General features: G+C 70.3%; 18 protein-coding genes. 6 read left to right on the forward strand and 12 right to left on the reverse strand.

The window, feature by feature from the left end:
* Positions 1–261 precede the first annotated feature (261 nt).
* The 7 genes from I5731_RS12475 to I5731_RS12505 form a co-directional block, all read right to left on the reverse strand.
* Positions 262–1,185 carry a dihydrodipicolinate synthase family protein gene (locus I5731_RS12475; RefSeq protein ID WP_197311736.1) on the reverse strand — a complete coding sequence of 308 codons (924 nt, stop codon included), beginning with the start codon at positions 1,183–1,185 and terminating at the stop codon, positions 262–264.
* A gap of 25 nt (positions 1,186–1,210) precedes the next feature.
* Positions 1,211–2,395 (reverse strand): M24 family metallopeptidase, encoded by a 1,185-nt coding sequence (locus I5731_RS12480; RefSeq protein WP_197311737.1) that lies wholly within the window; start codon positions 2,393–2,395, stop codon positions 1,211–1,213.
* Complete coding sequence (locus I5731_RS12485; RefSeq protein ID WP_197311738.1) at positions 2,392–3,510, reverse strand: mandelate racemase/muconate lactonizing enzyme family protein; 1,119 nt, start codon at positions 3,508–3,510, stop codon at positions 2,392–2,394. The genes I5731_RS12480 and I5731_RS12485 overlap by 4 nt, the downstream gene beginning before the upstream one ends.
* Positions 3,511–3,514: 4 nt before the next feature.
* Positions 3,515–4,675 (reverse strand): M20 family metallopeptidase, encoded by a 1,161-nt coding sequence (locus I5731_RS12490; protein WP_197311739.1) that lies wholly within the window; start codon positions 4,673–4,675, stop codon positions 3,515–3,517.
* Between the two features lie 77 nt (positions 4,676–4,752).
* Positions 4,753–5,529: an amino acid ABC transporter ATP-binding protein gene (locus I5731_RS12495; protein WP_328838743.1), complete on the reverse strand. Its 777-nt coding sequence runs from the start codon at positions 5,527–5,529 to the stop codon at positions 4,753–4,755.
* Between the two features lie 26 nt (positions 5,530–5,555).
* A complete protein-coding gene (locus I5731_RS12500; protein WP_197311740.1) occupies positions 5,556–6,281 on the reverse strand; it encodes an amino acid ABC transporter permease in 726 nt (241 codons plus the stop codon).
* A 151-nt stretch (positions 6,282–6,432) separates the two neighbouring features.
* Positions 6,433–7,242, reverse strand: a complete 810-nt coding sequence (locus I5731_RS12505) for an ABC transporter substrate-binding protein (protein WP_197311741.1) — start codon at positions 7,240–7,242, stop codon at positions 6,433–6,435.
* A 270-nt stretch (positions 7,243–7,512) separates the two neighbouring features.
* On the opposite strand from I5731_RS12505, the gene I5731_RS12510 reads away from it, so the two are divergent.
* The 5 genes from I5731_RS12510 (at position 7,513) to I5731_RS12530 (ending at position 12,280) form a co-directional block, all read left to right on the forward strand.
* Positions 7,513–8,448 carry a GntR family transcriptional regulator gene (locus I5731_RS12510; protein ID WP_197311742.1) on the forward strand — a complete coding sequence of 312 codons (936 nt, stop codon included), beginning with the start codon at positions 7,513–7,515 and terminating at the stop codon, positions 8,446–8,448.
* A gap of 104 nt (positions 8,449–8,552) precedes the next feature.
* Positions 8,553–9,332 (forward strand): SDR family oxidoreductase, encoded by a 780-nt coding sequence (locus I5731_RS12515; protein ID WP_197311743.1) that lies wholly within the window; start codon positions 8,553–8,555, stop codon positions 9,330–9,332.
* 160 nt (positions 9,333–9,492) lie between these two features.
* The gene (locus I5731_RS12520) at positions 9,493–11,040 is read left to right on the forward strand and encodes an amidohydrolase family protein (RefSeq protein WP_197311744.1); all 1,548 of its coding nucleotides are present in this window, start codon (positions 9,493–9,495) and stop codon (positions 11,038–11,040) included.
* A 26-nt stretch (positions 11,041–11,066) separates the two neighbouring features.
* Entirely contained in the window at positions 11,067–11,495 is a 429-nt protein-coding gene (locus tag I5731_RS12525; protein WP_197311745.1) for a cupin domain-containing protein, read from the forward strand.
* The gene (locus I5731_RS12530; RefSeq protein WP_197311746.1) at positions 11,495–12,280 is read left to right on the forward strand and encodes a cysteine hydrolase family protein; all 786 of its coding nucleotides are present in this window, start codon (positions 11,495–11,497) and stop codon (positions 12,278–12,280) included. The genes I5731_RS12525 and I5731_RS12530 overlap by 1 nt, the downstream gene beginning before the upstream one ends.
* A gap of 7 nt (positions 12,281–12,287) precedes the next feature.
* Here I5731_RS12530 and I5731_RS12535 read toward each other — a convergent pair whose 3' ends face one another.
* The 5 genes from I5731_RS12535 to I5731_RS12555 form a co-directional block, all read right to left on the reverse strand.
* Positions 12,288–13,031, reverse strand: coding sequence for an SDR family NAD(P)-dependent oxidoreductase (locus I5731_RS12535; protein ID WP_197311747.1), 744 nt, complete (start codon positions 13,029–13,031; stop codon positions 12,288–12,290).
* Between the two features lie 3 nt (positions 13,032–13,034).
* Positions 13,035–13,472 (reverse strand): GlcG/HbpS family heme-binding protein, encoded by a 438-nt coding sequence (locus I5731_RS12540; protein WP_197311748.1) that lies wholly within the window; start codon positions 13,470–13,472, stop codon positions 13,035–13,037.
* A 57-nt stretch (positions 13,473–13,529) separates the two neighbouring features.
* Positions 13,530–14,348: an alpha/beta fold hydrolase gene (locus tag I5731_RS12545; protein ID WP_197311749.1), complete on the reverse strand. Its 819-nt coding sequence runs from the start codon at positions 14,346–14,348 to the stop codon at positions 13,530–13,532.
* Positions 14,345–15,454: an LLM class flavin-dependent oxidoreductase gene (locus I5731_RS12550; RefSeq protein WP_197311750.1), complete on the reverse strand. Its 1,110-nt coding sequence runs from the start codon at positions 15,452–15,454 to the stop codon at positions 14,345–14,347. Before I5731_RS12550 ends, I5731_RS12545 begins: the two co-directional genes overlap by 4 nt.
* Before the next feature lie 91 nt (positions 15,455–15,545).
* Positions 15,546–16,487, reverse strand: coding sequence for a LysR family transcriptional regulator (locus I5731_RS12555; protein WP_197311751.1), 942 nt, complete (start codon positions 16,485–16,487; stop codon positions 15,546–15,548).
* Positions 16,488–16,592: 105 nt separating this feature from the next.
* Between I5731_RS12555 and I5731_RS12560 the strand changes: the two genes are divergently transcribed.
* Positions 16,593–17,177 carry a flavin reductase family protein gene (locus I5731_RS12560; protein ID WP_197311752.1) on the forward strand — a complete coding sequence of 195 codons (585 nt, stop codon included), beginning with the start codon at positions 16,593–16,595 and terminating at the stop codon, positions 17,175–17,177.
* Positions 17,178–17,207 lie beyond the last annotated feature (30 nt).

The raw sequence follows: 17,207 nt of genomic DNA on the forward strand, positions 1-17,207 counted from the left end.
CCGTCGCGAGAAAGCTCCTCACCATCCTCAACGCCATCATCCGGGACAAGAAACCATGGCAAAGCGCTTGACCCGAAACACAGTCGCTCCCCCGCACGCGGGAGAGGGGACGCAGGAGGATGGATTGCCGTCCCGAGTGACGCTTCGGTCCGGCGAAACGTCGTTATGTTAAAGACTTATCGCCCATCGTCCCCTCTCCCGCCTGCGGGGGAGGGACAGGGAGGGGGGAGGCCACACGGCACACCCCCTCCCAAAATTCCCTCAAGCCGCGAGCTTCACCCCGGTCCGCCCGTCACCGGCGAGCTGCTCCACCACGGCCTTCACCGCGGCGATTTCCGCCGGGCCGAGGTCCATGAGCGGGGCGCGGACGTGGCCGCCGTCGAAGCCGCGCAGGTTCATCGCCGCCTTGGTGGTCTGCGGCTGGCCGAAGCGGCGGGCGAGCTCGCGGAACGGGTACCAGATCCGGTGCAGTTCGGCGGCGGTCTTCGCGTCGCCGCGCTCGATCGCCCGGAAGGCGGCGAGGATCAGCTCCGGGAAGGCGCCGGAGTTGGTCGAGCTGATGCCGTCGAAGCCGAGCGCCATCGGGCCGAGGAAGGCGAGGTCCGAGGCGCAGAACAGGCGCAGCTTGCCGGCGAGGCGGTTGCCGATCTTGTCGATCGCCGTCGGCGAGAGGTCGCCCTGCTTGACGCCGACGACGCCGGGCGCGTCGGAGATCCGCTCGATCAGCTCCGGCGACAGGGTGATGCCGATGCCGGGCGCGTTGTAGATCAGGATGCCGGTCTTCGAGAGCGGCGCCATCTGGCGGAAGAAGGCGTCGATCTGGCCGTCGGTGACTTCCGAGACGAACGGCGGCGTCACCATCGGCAGCCCGCCGAGGTCGCCGGCGAGCTTGGTGAGTTCGGCCGCGTCGCGCGCGTCGGAGGCCGCCGAGCACAGCATCACCGGCACCCGGTCGCCGACGACGTCCATGACGCGGCGGAACATCTCGGCCCGCTCCGGCACGGTCATCGCCGGGAACTCGCCGTAGGTGCCGCCGATCAGGATGCCGTCGAAGCCGAGGCCGATCACCCGCTCGATCGAACGGGCAAGGCCCGCGAAGTCGAAGGCGCCGTCGGCCGCAAACGGCGTCACGGTGATGTTGAAGATGCCCTTCAGCCGGGCGCGGCTCTCATCGATGTCCTGCATGGTCTTTCTCTTCTTCTTCAGGTCGTCAGGCGGCAATGCGGGCGAGCGGGCGCGGGATGGTGCCGAGCGCGCGCCAGCCGGTCTCGGTGACGACGATCGTCTCGCTGACGCCGACGGTGAACTGGCCGTAGATCCGGAGCGCGGGGGGGATGTGGAACACCATGCCGGGCTCGAGCGGCGTGTCGACGCCGGTGTAGAGGCTGAGGATTCCGCCTTCGCCCCAGTCGGGCGCGAACGAGATGCCGATCGAGTAGCCGGTGCGCTTGCGGAAGTTCTCGGTGAAGCCGGCCTTGTCGATCACTGCCTGGCAGGCGAGATGCGCCGCCGAGCACGGCTCGCCGGGGCGGATCGCATCGAGCGAGGCGGCGAGCGCGTCCTGGCACGCCTTCTCCATCTCCTCGGCGACCGTCGGCACGGCGCCGATCCAGGCCGAGCGCATCAGGGCGGCGTGGTAGCGGTCGTGGCAGGCGGCCATCTCGAGGAAGGCGGGCTCGCCGTCGGCGATCACGTTGCGCCGCCAGGTGCCGTGCGGCACGCCGGTGCGCCGGCCGACCGAGGTGAGCGGCTCCATGCCCATGTATTCCGAGCCGGCGGCGATCGCCGCCTGCATCATCGCCGCGACGATGTCGTTCTCCGACGCGCCGACCTTGACCGCGGCGAGGCCGGCGTTGAGGCCGGCGTCGACGTAGCCGGCGGCGAGCTCGATCTTCGCCACCTCGGCCGGCGACTTCACCGCCCGCAGCCCCTCGATGATGCGGGCGCCGTCGTGCACGGTGCCGAGCTTGGCCTGCAGCGCCTCGTAGACGGCGATCGGCAGGAACCAGCCGCGCTTGTCGATGGCGATGCGGCGGTTCGCATAGCCCTTCGCCTCGATCAGGCCGGTGAGGAAGGTCACCGGCTCGTCGCCGTCGGTGTAGACGGCCGCGTCGCTGATGAAGGTGTTGGAGATGAAGTTGAAATACTCGAGCTGCCGGATCACGAACACCGGGTCGCCGTCGACCGGCAGCACCAGCGCCTGGAACGTATAGTAGCCCGGCGTCTGCTGGCCGGTGAGATAGAAGATGTTCTCCGGTCCGGTGATGATCATCACGTCGATGCCGGCAGCATCGAGGCGCTGGCGCGCCTGCGCGATGCGGCCGTCGTATTCGCTCTTCGGAAAGGCGGATTCGCCCCCCTGGACGACGCCGGCGGCGGATGGGCCCGATGTCATGGCGTGAACTCCCGGATCAGGTTGGTTTTGCTGGAATCGAAGCTGAGGCCGAGCCCCGGCCCGGCCGGGGCGACGACGCGGCCGTCGGCGTAGGCGAGCCCGGCGGCGGGGTCGGCGAGGAGGCCGTCGGCGCCGTAGAGCTCGGCGTGGTCGGGATTGGTCGCGGCGGCGACGTGCAGGGCGGCCGCCGTCGCGGCGCCGCCCTCGTTCATCTGGCCGATCATGAAGCCCGCCCCGGCGGCGCGGAGCTGCCGGGCTGCGGCGACCGTCGGCCCGGCGCCGCCGAGCTTGACGAGCTTCAGGTGCGCCGAAAGCAGGCCGCCGAGCGCCGCGATGGCGTCGACATCGGCCGCCGAGGCGACGCTCTCGTCGAGCATGATCGGCACCGGGCTCGTCTCGGCTAGCCGGGCGATGGCGCTGAGGTCACCGGCGACCCCCGACGGCGGCACCGGCTGCTCGATATAGGCGAGGCCGAACGGCGCGATACGCTCGAGCCGGCCCGGCGCCTCGGCAAAACTCCAGGCGCCGTTGACGTCGGCCGAGAGTTTGATCGCGTCGCCGAAGCGGTCCTGCAGCGCGGCGAGGCGGGCGACATCCTCGTCGAAGTCGGCGGCGCCGAGGCGCACCTTCAGGTCGCAAAAGCCGCGCGCAACATAGGCTTCGGCGCGGGCGAGAAGAACGTCCGGCGGCGAGCGGAACAGGGTCTGGTTGCTGGCGTGCCCGGTGCCGGCGTCGGCCGGGATAGCGCCGCCGAGGAAGGCGGCGAGCGGTACGCCGGCGCGGCGCGCGGCGAGATCGTGCAGCGCGCCGTCGATCAGCATCCGCACCGGCGCGAGCAGCCGCGGCGCCCGCTCGGGCATCTCGGCGATCAGCAGCTCGGGATCCCGCGACCAGTCGATCGCCGCCACGGCCGTGACCGCCGCGGCGATGACATCCTCGCCGGCGTAGCCGTTGAGATAGGCGATGTTGGTGCGCACTTCGCCGACCGCCGTGGTCTCACCATCCGTGAGCAAGAGGTAGAGCTCGTCCAGCGCCGCGACGGCGCCCGACGACGCGGTGTGCACCACGAGGTCGCCGCCATAGGCGAGCTGCGCCGTGCGGAGTGAAACCCGCATCGCCTCAGCCCCGGTTGAACATGGCGAGCGCGACGTCGCGGTAGATCAGGGACGAGGTGACGAACTCGTCCGCCGGCACGAACTCGTCCGACTTGTGCGCGACGGCGAGGTCGCCCGGGCCGATCACGACGCCCTCGGCGCCGATCGAGCGGAAATGCACGAGGTCGCAGCCGCCCTGGAAGCCGAACGGGCCGGGGGCGGCGATGCCGTTGGCGCGGCAGACGGCGAGGCTCGCCTGCACGATCGCAGCATCCCCTGCCGTTTCGGTCGCAGCGCCCGTGGTGGCGCGGTAGCCGACGATCTCGGCGCGCAGGCCCGTGCGCCGCTCGGCGTCGGCGAGCAGCGCCGTGATCTCGGCGATCACCTCGGCCTCGTCCTCGCCCGGCACCATGCGCCGGTCGAGCAGCATCTCGCAGGACCCCGGCAGCACGTTGTCGGCATGGCCGCCGGCAATTCGCGTCACGGTGAGGCTCGCCGGCCCGACCAGCGGATGGGTACGCTTCGAGACGACGGTGTCATGGTGCTCGGCGATCAGCGTCATCAGCTCGCCGGCGCGAAAGATCGCGTTCTCGCCGAGGTGCGGCGTGCCGGAATGGCAGGAGCGGCCGTGCACCTTTACCCGCGGGCGCAGGCCGCCCTTGTGGGCCGAGAACACGGTGTTCGAGGTCGGTTCGCCCACGACGGCATAGTCGATCGCCGGCCGCGTCGCCGCATAGGCCTTGGCGCCCTCGGAGGCGATCTCCTCGTCGGCGACGAAGACGCCGAGCAGCGTGCCGGACCAGGCGCTGCGGTCGCTCGCGAGCATGCGCATCGCTTCCAGCATCGAGGCGAGCGGCCCCTTGCAGTCGCAGGCGCCGCGGCCGTAGAGGCGGCCGTCGCGTTCGGTGAGCGTGAACGGGTCCGACGACCAGCCGTCGCCGACCGGCACCACGTCCATGTGCGTGTTGAAGGCGAAGACCGGGCCGGCGCCGTTCTCGAGCCGGCAGACGACGTTGGTGCGGCCGGGGGCGTATTCGGCGGTCTCGGTGGCAAAGCCCGCCGCGCCGGCGAGATCGCCGACGACGGCGGCCGCCTCGGCCTCGAAGCCGGGCGGGTTCTGCGTGTCGATGGCGACGAGGGCGGCGAGGTCGCGCCGCATGCGGGCGGCGTCGGGGGCGGTGGTCATGGCTGGCGCTCGTTTCTCGGCTGTTCTCGTGGCGGCCGTCCGCCGGCTGCGCGGCGGTTCGTCCGATGGGGTCGCGGTCAGTGCAGGATCTGGTCGAGGAAGCGGCGGGTGCGCTCGTTGACGCTGCCGCCGAAGAAGGCGTCGCTGGTGGCGGTCTCGATGATCTCGCCGGCCTCCATGAAGATGATCCGGTCGGCGGCGCGGCGGGCAAAGCCCATCTCGTGCGTCACGACGATGCTGGTCATGCCCTCGGCGGAAAGCTCGGCCATCACGTCGAGCACCTCGCGGATCATCTCCGGATCGAGCGCCGAGGTCGGCTCGTCGTAGAGCATCAGCTTCGGCTTCATGGCGAGCGCGCGGGCGATCGCGACGCGCTGCTGCTGCCCGCCGGAAAGCTCGTCCGGGAAGGCGTCGGCCTTCTCCGGGATGTGCACCTTGGCGAGCAGCGCGGTGGCGATGTCGTGCGCGTCGGCCCGGCTCATGCCGAGCGCCCGCACCGGCGCAAGCATGATGTTCTCGGCCGCGGAGAGATGCGGGAACAGCTCGAAGTTCTGGAACACCATGCCGATCTCGCGGCGCACCAGGTGCGCCTTGTCGGCCTCGCGGGTGATGTCGCGGCCCTCGAAGAAGATGTTGCCGGCGTCGACCGGCTCGAGCAGGTTGACGCAGCGCAGCAGCGTCGACTTGCCCGACCCGGACGGGCCGATCACCACCAGCGTTTCCTGCGCCGCAACGTTGAGCGAGCAGGCCTTCAGGATCCGGTTGCTGCCGAAGCTCTTGTCGATCGCCATGATCTCGAGCTGCGGCTTGGCCGTCGTTGCGGCTTCGCCGGGGCGGATGTCGGTGGTGGCCATGGCGGCGTCCCTTCGAAACTGCGGTATCAGCGGATCGCCGGCGCGCGGGTGATGCCGAGCAGGCGTTCGGCGAGCGGCACGTTGCGGGCGCGCTGGCGCTTCTTCGGATCGAGCGAGCGCTCGAGCAGCATCTGCAGCGCCATGAACACGGTGGTCATCGCGAGGTAGTAGATGCCGGCGGCGGTGAGGGCCTCGAAGTAGCGGAAGGTGGCGCTGGCGGTCTGGTTGGCGACGAGCAGCAGTTCCTCGACCGCGATCACCGAGACGAGGGCGCTGAGCTTCAGCATGCCGATCATCTGGTTGCCGATCGGCGGCAGCACGATGCGCGCCGCCTGCGGCACCACGACGTGGCGCATCACCTGGAAGCTGGTGAGGCCGAGGGCGAGGCCGGCGACGCGCTGGCCCTTCTTCACCGCCTGCAGGCCGGAGCGCAGGATCTCCGCCATGTAGGCGCCCTCGTTCAGCGACAGCGCGAGCACCGCCGAGACGAAGGCCGAGAGGCGAATGCCGAACGACGGCAGCACGTTGTAGATGAAGATGATCTGGAACAGCACCGGCGTGCCGCGGAACAGCCAGAGATAGACCAGCGTCACCGCCTGTCCCGTCCGGGTGCGGCTTTCCTGCAGCAGCGCGACGACCAGCCCGATCAGCACGCCGAAGGCGAGCGAGCAGACGGTGAGCAGCAGCGTCATCATGGCGCCGCGCAGGAAGGTCGGCGAAACGAGGTAGTCGAAGACGAGGGCGAGCGACATCGCGGCGGTCCTTCCATGTCCCCTTCGCCGGCACGGGTCGGCGGAGAGGCGGGTTGCAGGGCCCGGGTGCCGCGATCGGCAGCCCGCCCGCTGGAAACGGGACGGCCGCGCCGGCGGTGGGCCGGCGCGGCGCCCCTGCATCATGACGCGGTCAGTCGAAGATCGACACGCTCGCCGGCAGCTTCCACTTCTCGATGATCGCCTTGTAGGTGCCGTCGGCGACGATCTCGGCGAGCGCGGCCTCGAGGCCGGCCTTGATGGTGGCGTCGCCCTTGCGCACGGCGAGGCCGATGCTGGTGTCGGACTCGAATTCCTCGCCGACCGCCTCGAAGGTGTCCGGCACCTCGACGAGGATCTGCACCACGCCGGGGGTGGAGTCGTAGATCGCGTCGGCGCGGCCCTGGCGCAGCGTCAGGGTGGAATCCTGCGCGGTCGGCAGCGTCAGCACGGTGACGGCGGCGAGGCCGGCCGCCTTGCAGCGCTCGTCGTCGGCGCGGGCCTGGCTTTCCTGGATGCCGCCGAGGGTGACGGCGATGGTCTTGCCGCAGAGGCTGTCGTCACGCCCGGTAATGCCGGCCGGGTTGCCGGCCTGCACCATCACCTGGTTGCCGATCTTGAGATAGGGCACGAAGTCGACCTGCTCGGCGCGGGCCGGGTTCATGTACATCGCCGAGTTGATGATATCGATCCGCTTGCCCTGCAGCGCCGGGATCAGGCCCTTGAACTCCATGTTCGCCGCCGTCGGCGTCAGGCCCAGCTTCTCGCCGAGCGCCTTGATCAGGTCGATGTCGAAGCCGGTCAGCTCGCCGTCGCGCTGGAACTCGAACGGCGCGAAGGTCGCGGCGACGCCGTAGGTCAGCGCGCCCTTCTCGATCAGCGCGTCCTCGGGGATCTCGGCGGCGAACGCCGAGCCGGCGACGACGAAGGGCACGAGCACGGAGGCCAGAAGTCTGCGGAGCATTGGCGGTCCCCTTTTTTGGCGAGCATGATTGCTCTTTCTGATGCATAAAGTACAAGCCGGATCGGCCGCGGCGTCAAGCCGCATATCTGGGCGTTGGTGCACATTTTTCCGGCATGTGCCGCAGGTGGGCGCAGTTGCGACACGGGGGCTCGACGCGGACGTGTTGTACCGATATGTACGAAAGATACTCGTCAGTCGTACAATGTACGGCGCCCGCCCCATTGTCGGGGCCGCACCGGCCGCCGCCGGCCCGAAGGATCACCGAGTTCGATGTCGCGTGCCGCTGGCCAGGGCCGATTCCGCCTGGCGAACCAGATCCTCGACCTCATCCGCGAGGCCCGCTTCGAGCCCGGCCACCATCTGCGCGAGCAGCAGCTCGGCGACCTGCTCGGCGTGTCGCGCACCCCGGTGCGCATGGCGCTGGCGCTGCTCGCCGAACGCGGCATCGTCGAGGCGCGGCGCAACCAGGGCTTCTTCCTGCTGAAGCCCTTCGACGCGCTGCACCGGATCGAGTTCGAGGTGCCGTCCAGCGCCGACCAGCAGCTCTACGAGCAACTGGTGCGCGACCGCCTCGCCGGCGCGATCCCCGGCACGCTGACCCAGAGCGAGATCGCCCGGCGCTACGACGTCGACCGCCTCGTCATGCTGCGCACCCTCGCCCGCATGGCCGAGGACGGCCTCGTCGCCCGCAACAAGGGCCACGGCTGGACCTTCCAGCCGACGCTGGATTCGCTGACCGCGCTCAAGGCGAGCTATGATTTCCGCCTGACGCTGGAGCCCGCCGGCTTCCTGCTGCCCAGCTTCCGCGCCGACCCGGCGGCGCTGGAGCGGATGCGCCTGCAGCACGTCTTCCTCGTCTCGCACCCGAACATCGCCTCGGTCGACGCCAGCCAGCTCTTCGCCACCGACGCCGCCTTCCACGAGCTGTTCGCCGAATTCAGCGGCAACGTCTTCCTGCTGCAGGCGATCCAGCAGCAGAACCGGCTGCGCCGCCTGCTCGAGTTCGGCGGCTACGCCAATCGCCGCCGCGTGCGCGACTGGTGCCGCGAGCATCTCGACATCATCGAGGCGGTGGCGACCGGCGACCTCGCCCGCGCGGCGGCCGAAATGCGGGCGCACCTCTCGCACGCCTATGCCGCGACGCCGCCCGTCGCGCCCGAGCCCGCCCGCCGCCGCGGCGACGCGCCCGAGCCGGCCACCGACTGACCACCCGGACGCCTGTCCGCCTGACCGGCGCCCCCCGCCACCGGCGTGGTGGTCCGCAATTCCGTTCCCAGAAGCATTCCCGTCCCCCAAGAAGGAGAAAACCCATGGATCTCGGCCTCACCGGCAAGCGCGCCCTCGTCCTCGGCTCCAGCCGCGGCCTCGGCCTCGCCTCCGCCCGCGCGCTCGCCGCCGAAGGCGCGGTGGTGACGCTCTGCGGCCGCGACCCCGCCCGGCTGGACGCCGCCGCGGCAAGCCTCGCCGCCACGGGGGCCAGCGTTTCCACCCTGCGCCTCGACCTCGCCGATCGCGCCGGGCTGGAGGCGGCCCTCGACGGCCTCGGCGATACGAGTTTCGACATCCTCGTCAACAACGGTGGCGGCCCGGCGCCCGGCCCGGTCGCCGAGGTCGACGCGGCGCGCTGGAGCCGCGAGTTCGAGGCGATGGTCGCCGCGCTGTTCCTCGTCACCGGCCGGCTGCTGCCGGCGATGCGGGCGAACCGCTGGGGCCGCGTCATCACCATCGCCTCGTCGGGCGTGGTGCAGCCGATCCCCAACCTCGGCGTCTCCAACGCGTTGCGCGCCGCGATCGTCGGCTGGGCAAAAACCCTCGCCGCCGAGGTCGCCGCCGACGGCGTCACCGTCAACACGGTGCTGCCCGGCCGGATCGACACCGAGCGCGTCGCCGAACTCGACGCGGCGGCGGCGAAGCGCACCGGCCGCGAGGCGGCGGTGGTGACCGAGGAATCGCGCAAGACCATCCCGATGGGCCGCTACGGCGACCCGGACGAGTTCGGCGCCATGGTCGCCTTCCTCGCGAGCACCCGCGCGAGCTACACGACCGGCGCCCTGATCCGCGTCGACGGCGGCCTGATCCGCGCGATCTGACCTGACGAAGCCGGCCGGCCGGCGCGGCCGGCCACCTCGGCCGGTCGGGCATCTGGCACGGCTTGAGCAAGCAGCGGGGCACGGCGGCCGGAAAGATGCCGCCGCGGCGCGCACGGACACCCGCGCACGCCCGAAAAAATGCCCAAGGAAGAGACAGACGATGCCGCTTTTGTTGCGCCAGGGCCTGATCCGCACCAACGACGCCACTGGCACCACCTTCGACCGCGGCGACGTGCTGATCGTCGGCGAGCGTATCGCCGCCGTCGGCGCCGACCTTGCCGCCGCGGCCGCCGCCCTCGGCGAGGTCGAGGTGATCGAGGCCGTCGACCGCATCGTGCTGCCCGGCTTCGTCGACGCCCACATGCACTCGAACGAAGGTTTCGAGATGGGGCGCTACGACAACCTGCCGCTCGAGATCTGGATGTCGGAGGTCTATCCGCCGTTCGGGGCGCCGGCGCTCACCTGGCGCGAGCATTACCTGCGCGCCATGCTGGTCGGCATCATCTCGCTGCGCTCCGGCGTCACCAGCCTGCAGGACGACGTCATCAACCTCGCCTTCACCGAGGACGCCGTCGACGCCACCGCCACCGCCTATCGCGACCTCGGCCTGCGCGGCTGGATCACCGCCTCGATGTGGGACCAGAGCTTCTGCGACAGCCTGCCGTTCATCGGCGACCTCGTGCCCCCGGCGCTGCGCCGCCGCCTCGACGCGATGCCGATCCCCGGCGCCGACGAGCAGATTGCCCTGTTCCGCCAGCACCATGCCAAGTGGCACGGCGAGGGTGGCATCCGCATCATTCTCGGCCCCTGCGGCCCGCAGCGCTGCTCCGACCGGCTGCTCGAAGAGGTGGCGGACCTCTCGGACAGTCTCGACCTGCCGATGCACTGCCACGTGCTGGAGACGAAGACCCAGGCCGTCACCGGGCAGACCAAATACGGCACCACCCTGGTGCGCCATCTCGCCGACGTCGGCGCGCTGACCCGGCGCATGACCATGAACCACGCGATCTGGCTCACCGACGACGACATCGCGCTGATGGGCGACGCGGGCTGCTCGATCACCCACAATCCGCTGGCGAACCTCAAGCTCGGCTCCGGCGTCGCGCCGGTGCGCAAGCTGAAGCGGGCCGGCGTCAACGTGGCGCTCGGCTGCGACGGCGTCGCCTCGGGCGACACCGCCGACATCTTCCAGGCGATCAAGGTCGCCGCCGGGCTGCACAAGATCGGCAGCCACGACTACCGCGACTGGGTGTCGGCACACGAGGTCTACGAGATGGCGACCACGGCCGCCGCCCGCTCCGGCCTGATGCAGCACGAGGTCGGCTCGATCGAGCCCGGCAAGCTCGCCGACGTCATCCTGCTCGACCGCCACGACTGGGGCTTCCTGCCGCTGCACGACCCGATCAACCAGATCGCCTTCTCGGTGACCTCCGAGGCGGTGCGCACCTCGATCGTCGGCGGCCGTGTCGTCATGCACGAGCGCCGGCTCGCCCGCATCGACGAGGCGGCGATCCGCTCCGAGATCGCCGAGGCGGCCGAGCGCTTCCGCCGCGACCATTGCCCGGCGATGCACGCCGGCGCCGCCGAAATGCGCCCCTATCTCGACGAGATGCACGCGATGGCGACCGGGCGCAGCGTCGACGCCGGCCACCTGCCGCTGCGCATGCCGCCGGCGGACGCCCGCGCCCGCCGTTATCCCGCCGCCTGATCCTTGCCCCGCCCGGAGGACCGAGCATGAAGCACTTCAGTTTCGAGAGCGTCGCCAAGGCCAAGGCGTTCCGGATCGCGCCCACCGACAGCAACTATTTCGCCCTGCTGTTCGATGAGGCGAGCGACGGCATCGCGAACATCTTCGTCGTCGAGATCTTCACCGTCGGCGGCGCGACGCCGCCGAACGAGCACGGCGGCGCGCACGAGTTCTTCTATGTGATCGCCGGCGAGGGCATCGCCCGCTGCGACGGCGAGGCGCTCCCCATCAAGGCCGGCGACGCGCTGCTGCTGCACCCCGGCAACGAGCATATCGTCGAGAACACCGGCACCACCAAGCTCTATACGCTCACCGTGATGACCCCGAACGAGGGCTTTGCCGAACTGATCCGCGCCGGGATCCCGGTCGAACTCGACGCCGAGGACATCGCCACGCTGACGCGGAGCGCCGCGTGATGGCGGATGGGCCGAGGGAAGACGGGCTGACGCCGCTCGGCGCCGCGCCGGCCACCGCCTGGCGGGTGGACGCCACCCGCGCCGATCTCGTGCGCCCCGCCATTCAGCCGCGCCCAGCGACGCTGCCGGCGGGGGCGAAGGCGATCACCGTCGACCTCGCCCGCACGGCGATGATCGTCGTCGACATGCAGAACGACTTCTGCCACCCGGACGGCTGGCTCGCATCGATCGGCGTCGACGTGACCCCCGCCCGCGCCCCGATCGCGCCATTGGCGACACTGCTGCCGGTCCTGCGGGCCGCGAAAGTCCCGGTGATCTATGTCTCCTGGGGGAACCGGCCCGACCGGCTGAACCTCTCGCCGGCCCTGCTGCACGTCTACAATCCGACCGGCACGGAAGTCGGCCTCGGCGATGCTTTGCCGGCTAATGGCGCGAAAGTGCTGGAGTTCGGCAGCTGGGCGGCGGCGGTGGTCGACGAACTCCGCCCGCAACCGGGCGACGTCGAAGTGGCAAAGTACCGGATGTCGGGTTTCCCGGACACGCCGCTCGACAGCATCCTGCGCACGCTCGGGGTGACGACGCTGCTGTTCGGCGGCGTCAACGCCGACCAGTGCGTGCTCGCCACCTTGATGGACGCGAACTTTCGCGGCTACGACACGATCCTGCTGGAAGACTGCTCGGGCACCACGTCGCCCGACTTCTGCCTGCAGGCGACCGTCTACAACGTCCGCCAGTGCTTTGGCTTCATCGCGAACTCGGCGGATCTGATCGCGGCGATCGGCTGAGCCGCGCTCAGCGCGCGGTCCAGCCGCCGTCGACGCGCAGGCTGTCGCCGGTGATGAAGGCGGCGCGGCCGGAGGCGAGGAAGACGATGCCGTCGGCGATGTCCTCCGGCGTCGGCAGCTTGCCCATCGGCACCATGTCGAGCACGAAGCGGCGGAACTCCGGGTCCTCGAACATCGGCGCCGTCATCGGCGTCAGCACGAAGGTCGGCGCGATCGAGACGACGCGGATGCCGGCCGGGGCGAGTTCCACGGCCATCGCCTTGGTCAGCCCCTCCACCGCGTGCTTGGTCATGCAGTAGACGGTGCGCTTCGGCGAGCCGACATGGCCCATCTGCGACGACATGTTGACGATGACGCCGCCGCTGCCGATGCGGCTCATCGCGCGCGCGGCGGCGCGGGCGACCTTGTAGACCGAGCGGATGTTGAGGTCGATCATCCAGTCGAGCGTCTCGTCGTCGACGTCGACCATCAGCTTCGGCCGGTTGCCGCCGGCGTTGTTGACGACGATGTCGAGCGCCTGCATCGCCTCGACCTGGGCATGAAAGCCGGGGTCGAGCACGTCGGCGACGAGCGGCACGATGCTGCCCGGCCCGTCGGAGGCTTCCTCGGCGAGGCTGGAAAGGTCGCCGGCGGTGCGCGCGACCGCGACGACCTCGGCGCCTTCGGCGGCGAGCGCCAGCGCCGCGGCGCGGCCGATGCCGCGCCCAGCGCCGGTGACGAGGGCGGTCTTGCCGCCGAGCAACTCGCCCATCGCTCAGCGCTCCTCGATGTCGGCGGTGAGGCCGGCGGCGGCGATGCCGGCGACGGCGCAGAGTTCGTCGACGTCGGAAAGGTCGCCGCTGACGCCGACCGCCCCGATGATGTCGCCGGCCGCGCCGCGGATCAGCACGCCGCCGGGCACCGGGACGAGGCGGCCGTCGGTGGCGGCGGCGACGGCGGTGAAGAAGGCCGGCATCTTCGCCGCGCGCACGCCGAGGCCGCGCGAGGAAATCCCCATGCCGAGCGCGCCCCAGGCCTTGCCGTTGGCGATCTCGAAGCGGGCGATGCCGCTGCCGTCCTCGCGTTTGGCGACGACCACATGGCCGCCGGCGTCGAGCACCACGACGGTGAGCGGCTGCGCGCCGCGGCTGCGCCCGTCGGCGAGCGTCGCCGCCGCGATGGTGTCGGCGGCGGCGAGGGTGAGTTCGGCCATGCGTCTGCTACTCCATGCAATCTCGGGCGGCCCGGCGCGGGGCGCCGGGCGTCGCCATCATTCCGCCGCGGCGCGGCCCGCGTCGAGGAATTCCGCGATCGCGGCGTCGAAGCCGGCCGGGTCTTCCATGTTGGCGATATGCGCCGAGCCCGGCAGCACCACGAAGCGCGAGCCCGGCGTTGCCGCCGCCATCGCGCGCATCGCATCCGGCGGCGCGCCCATGTCCTCGGAGCCGACGATGAACAGCGTCTCGGGCTGCATCTGCGGCAGCCGGCGCAGGTAGTCGAGGCCCTTCAGCGCTTCGGCGCAGGCGATGTAGCCGTCCGGGCTGGTGGCGAGGATCATCGCGCTCGACCGCTCGGCGAGATCCGGGCGCTTCTCGCGCTCGGTGACGGTGAACCAGCGGTCGAGCGTGCCGGCGAGGATCGCCTCGATGCCCCCCTCGCGGATCGCCGCGATGCGCTGGTCCCAGAAGGCGACGAAGGGCGGCGGGTTGTCGGCGCGCGCGTCGGCGCAGATCAGCCGGCCGACGCGGCCGGGATGCTCCAGGCCGACGCCGAGCGCCGTCATGCCGCCGAGCGACAGGCCCATCACGTCGGCGCGGTCGATGTCGAGCGCGTCGAGCACCGCGATCATGTCGGCGACCAGCATGGGGAAGCTGTACGGACCTTCCGGCGCCGTGCTCTGGCCATGGCCGCGGGTGTCGTAGCGCACCACGCGGCGGCTGCGCGTCAGCATCGGGATCTGGTCGTCCCACATCCGGTGGTCGGCGGCGAGCGAGTTGCCGAGGATGATCGCGGGCAAGCCGGCATCGCCGTCGATGCGCACGAAGAGGTCCGCGTCGCCCGAGCGGACGGTGGTCGTGGTGGACGTCATTCCGCAGCTTCCTTGTTGTCTTCGCCGATCGCCGCGTTGATCTGCGGCATCACCTTTTCGGCCATCAGGCGCATCGAGTGCTTGGCGAGCGCCGGGTCGCGCCAGTCATGGCCGGCATAGAGAAGGGTCCCGAACGGGCCGACTTCCTCGCGGAAGCCGAGCAGCTTGTCGGCGACCTCGTCGGGGGTGCCGTGGATCACCAGCCGGTCGAGCACGTAGTCGAGGGTGAGATCCTCGTCCCGCATCGACTGATCCTCCTTGAAGAGGTTCGAGCGGCCGTTCTTGACTAGCTTGGTGAACAGCGACTTGAAATAGTGGACGTAGGGACTGCCCTCGCCGCGCGCGTACTCGCGCGCCGTCGCCGCATCGTCGGCGACGAAGATGCTCTTTGCGACGCGCCAGTTGGAAAAGTCCACCGGCCGGCCGCCCTGGCGGCAGCCTTCCGCATAGGAGTCGCGGTGGGTGGCGACCCACTTCGGCATCAGGAAGTTGGCCGAGATCGGCTCCCAGCCGCGCGCGGCCGCGGCGGTGACGCCCTTCGAGAACGGCGCGACGGCGGTGACGACGACGGGCGGGTGCGGGCGCTGCAGCGGCTTGCCGATGATGCCCTGGCCGATTTCCGGCAGCAGGGTGCGCGCGGTCGAGATCTTCCAGTACTTGCCGTCGATCTCGTAGGGCGGCTCGCCGGTCCAGATCTTCATGATCGCGTCGATGCCCTCGAGGAACATCGCGTTGCGGTCGGCGTCGAGGTTGCCGAAGATCTCGGCGTCGGAGAGCAGGCCGCCCGGGCTGATACCGAAGTTGAACTTGCCGTCGAGCAGGTGGTCGAGCATCGAGATCTGCGCCGCGATCGCCGCCGGATGGCTGTTGGGCAGGTTCACGGTGCCGGTGCCGAGCCGCATCTGCTTGATGCGCCCGGCGAGCGTCGCGAGGAACACCACGCAGTTTGTGATGTTTTCGGCGAGGTCGGTGACGTGCTCGCCGACGTAGCCCTCGCTGAAGCCGAGCTCGTCGGCCAGCAGGAAGGCCTCCTGGTCCTCCTTCAGCGTCTCGCGCCAGTCGCGGCCGAGCGGATGGATCGGCATGGTGAAGAAGCCGATGTGCATGGGGGAACGCCTTTCTCCCGCAATTGGTCGTTGGCGGCGAGGCTAGTCGGCGGTCCCGACCGCATAAAGCGATAAGAACTGATACGGGGGATCAGTTCGGCTGATGGCCGGTGATCTCGTCCACCACCGACCAGAGGCGCTTTGAGGTGTGGTACTGGCCCTCGAGCCGCTGCAGCAGCAGCCCCGCCGCCGGCGACAACGCCGATTTTGCCGGCTCGATCACGGCGAAATCCACCGACAGCGACGGCTCAGCGATCGGGTGCAGCGCCCGCTCGCGCCCGGCGCGGTCGTTGAGGCAGATGGTTTCGGGCAGGATCGTCATGAAGTCGGAGTTGGCGACGAACTCCAGCGTCGCGATCATCGCGTCCATGTCGATCAGCGTGTCGATGCGGATGCCGTGCAGCGCGGCATAGGTGTCGAAGGCGTCGCGCCGCGCGTTGCCGCGCGCCGGCAGCACCAGCTTCAGCGGCGAGATGTCGGAGAGCCGCACCGGGCTGAGATGCGCCGGCCCCGGCCCGGGACGGCGCACCAGCATTTCACGGTCGGCGCCGAGCCAGCGCGTGCGCAGGCCTTCGCGGTGCGGCGCGCGCGGCACGACGGCGAAATCGAGCGCGCCGCCGGCGACCGCGTCGGTCAGCACGGCGCTGTAGGCCTCGATCACCGAGACCTTGACGTTCGGATGCTCCTCGAGGAAGCCGGCGAGCGCCGGAGCGAGCACGCCGCGGGTGAAGGTCGGCATCAGGCCGACCTTGACCTCGCCGCTCACGCCGCCGGCGAGCGCCTTGATCTCGGCCGAGACCTCGTCGAGTTCGCGCAGGATCGAAACGGCCCGCTCGTAGAGCCGGTGCCCGGCATAGGTCGGCACCACGCCGCGCGCCGAGCGCTCGAACAGCTTCAGCCCGATCTGGTCCTCGAGGTTCTGGTTCTGCATGGAAAGACCCGACTGCGTGGCGTTCAGCCGCCGCGCCGCCTTGGAGAACGACCCTTCCTCATAGACGCCGACGAAAGCGGCCAACTGGCGCAGATTCAGCATCCCATCAGCCCGCCTGATAGCTTCCTCGATTTATTATCATTACCACCTTATACCGATGCCCGGCTAGGTTCTTCTCACGCCAGACGTTTCGAGGAGAGAGAGCCGATGAACGCCGTCGCCAAGACCGCCGCCCTGCCGACCCATGCCACCGCCGACGCTGCAGCGCCGACCGGTGCAGGCACGCAGGCGCCCGGCCGCGATCCGTCCCCGGGGCTCGTCGATCCGGCCACCTTCCGCGCCGTGCTCGGCCGCTTCGTCACCGGCGTCACCGTGGTGACGACGCGCGGACCGGACGGCACCGTCGCCGGCGTCACCGCGAGTTCGTTCAATGCCGTGTCGATGGATCCGCCGCTGATTCTCTGGAGCCTCGCGCTCAAGGCGCCGAGCCTCTCGGTGTTCCGCGCCGCGCGCTATTTCGCGGTGAACATCCTCGCCGACGATCAGGGCGACGTCGCCATGCAGTTCGCCCGGCCGTCGGAGAACAAATTCGCCAGCCTGCCGATCGAAGTCGGCATCGGCGGCGTGCCGCTGATCGCCGGTGCGCTCGCCCATCTCGAATGCGAGGTCGACAACCGCCACCCGGGCGGCGACCACGAGATCATGATCGGCCGCCTGCTGCGTACCCATGCCGCCGAGCGCGAGCCGCTGGTCTATCACCGCGGCAAGTTCGGCCAGTTCATCCCCGCCTGACGGGCGTCGTTCTTCCCTGAGGCGACCCCG

Origin of the sequence: Methylobrevis albus (assembly GCF_015904235.1) — a bacterium.
Lineage (GTDB): Bacteria > Pseudomonadota > Alphaproteobacteria > Rhizobiales > Pleomorphomonadaceae > Methylobrevis_A > Methylobrevis_A albus.

Coding starts and splice junctions, on each gene's coding strand:
- I5731_RS12475 (WP_197311736.1), bottom strand. CDS start 1,185: ATGCAGGACATCGATGAGAGCCGCGCCCGGCTGAAGGGCATCTTCAAC.
- I5731_RS12480 (WP_197311737.1), bottom strand. CDS start 2,395: ATGACATCGGGCCCATCCGCCGCCGGCGTCGTCCAGGGGGGCGAATCC.
- I5731_RS12485 (WP_197311738.1), bottom strand. CDS start 3,510: ATGCGGGTTTCACTCCGCACGGCGCAGCTCGCCTATGGCGGCGACCTC.
- I5731_RS12490 (WP_197311739.1), bottom strand. CDS start 4,675: ATGACCACCGCCCCCGACGCCGCCCGCATGCGGCGCGACCTCGCCGCC.
- I5731_RS12495 (WP_328838743.1), bottom strand. CDS start 5,529: ATGGCCACCACCGACATCCGCCCCGGCGAAGCCGCAACGACGGCCAAG.
- I5731_RS12500 (WP_197311740.1), bottom strand. CDS start 6,281: ATGTCGCTCGCCCTCGTCTTCGACTACCTCGTTTCGCCGACCTTCCTG.
- I5731_RS12505 (WP_197311741.1), bottom strand. CDS start 7,242: ATGCTCCGCAGACTTCTGGCCTCCGTGCTCGTGCCCTTCGTCGTCGCC.
- I5731_RS12510 (WP_197311742.1), top strand. CDS start 7,513: ATGTCGCGTGCCGCTGGCCAGGGCCGATTCCGCCTGGCGAACCAGATC.
- I5731_RS12515 (WP_197311743.1), top strand. CDS start 8,553: ATGGATCTCGGCCTCACCGGCAAGCGCGCCCTCGTCCTCGGCTCCAGC.
- I5731_RS12520 (WP_197311744.1), top strand. CDS start 9,493: ATGCCGCTTTTGTTGCGCCAGGGCCTGATCCGCACCAACGACGCCACT.
- I5731_RS12525 (WP_197311745.1), top strand. CDS start 11,067: ATGAAGCACTTCAGTTTCGAGAGCGTCGCCAAGGCCAAGGCGTTCCGG.
- I5731_RS12530 (WP_197311746.1), top strand. CDS start 11,495: ATGGCGGATGGGCCGAGGGAAGACGGGCTGACGCCGCTCGGCGCCGCG.
- I5731_RS12535 (WP_197311747.1), bottom strand. CDS start 13,031: ATGGGCGAGTTGCTCGGCGGCAAGACCGCCCTCGTCACCGGCGCTGGG.
- I5731_RS12540 (WP_197311748.1), bottom strand. CDS start 13,472: ATGGCCGAACTCACCCTCGCCGCCGCCGACACCATCGCGGCGGCGACG.
- I5731_RS12545 (WP_197311749.1), bottom strand. CDS start 14,348: ATGACGTCCACCACGACCACCGTCCGCTCGGGCGACGCGGACCTCTTC.
- I5731_RS12550 (WP_197311750.1), bottom strand. CDS start 15,454: ATGCACATCGGCTTCTTCACCATGCCGATCCATCCGCTCGGCCGCGAC.
- I5731_RS12555 (WP_197311751.1), bottom strand. CDS start 16,487: ATGCTGAATCTGCGCCAGTTGGCCGCTTTCGTCGGCGTCTATGAGGAA.
- I5731_RS12560 (WP_197311752.1), top strand. CDS start 16,593: ATGAACGCCGTCGCCAAGACCGCCGCCCTGCCGACCCATGCCACCGCC.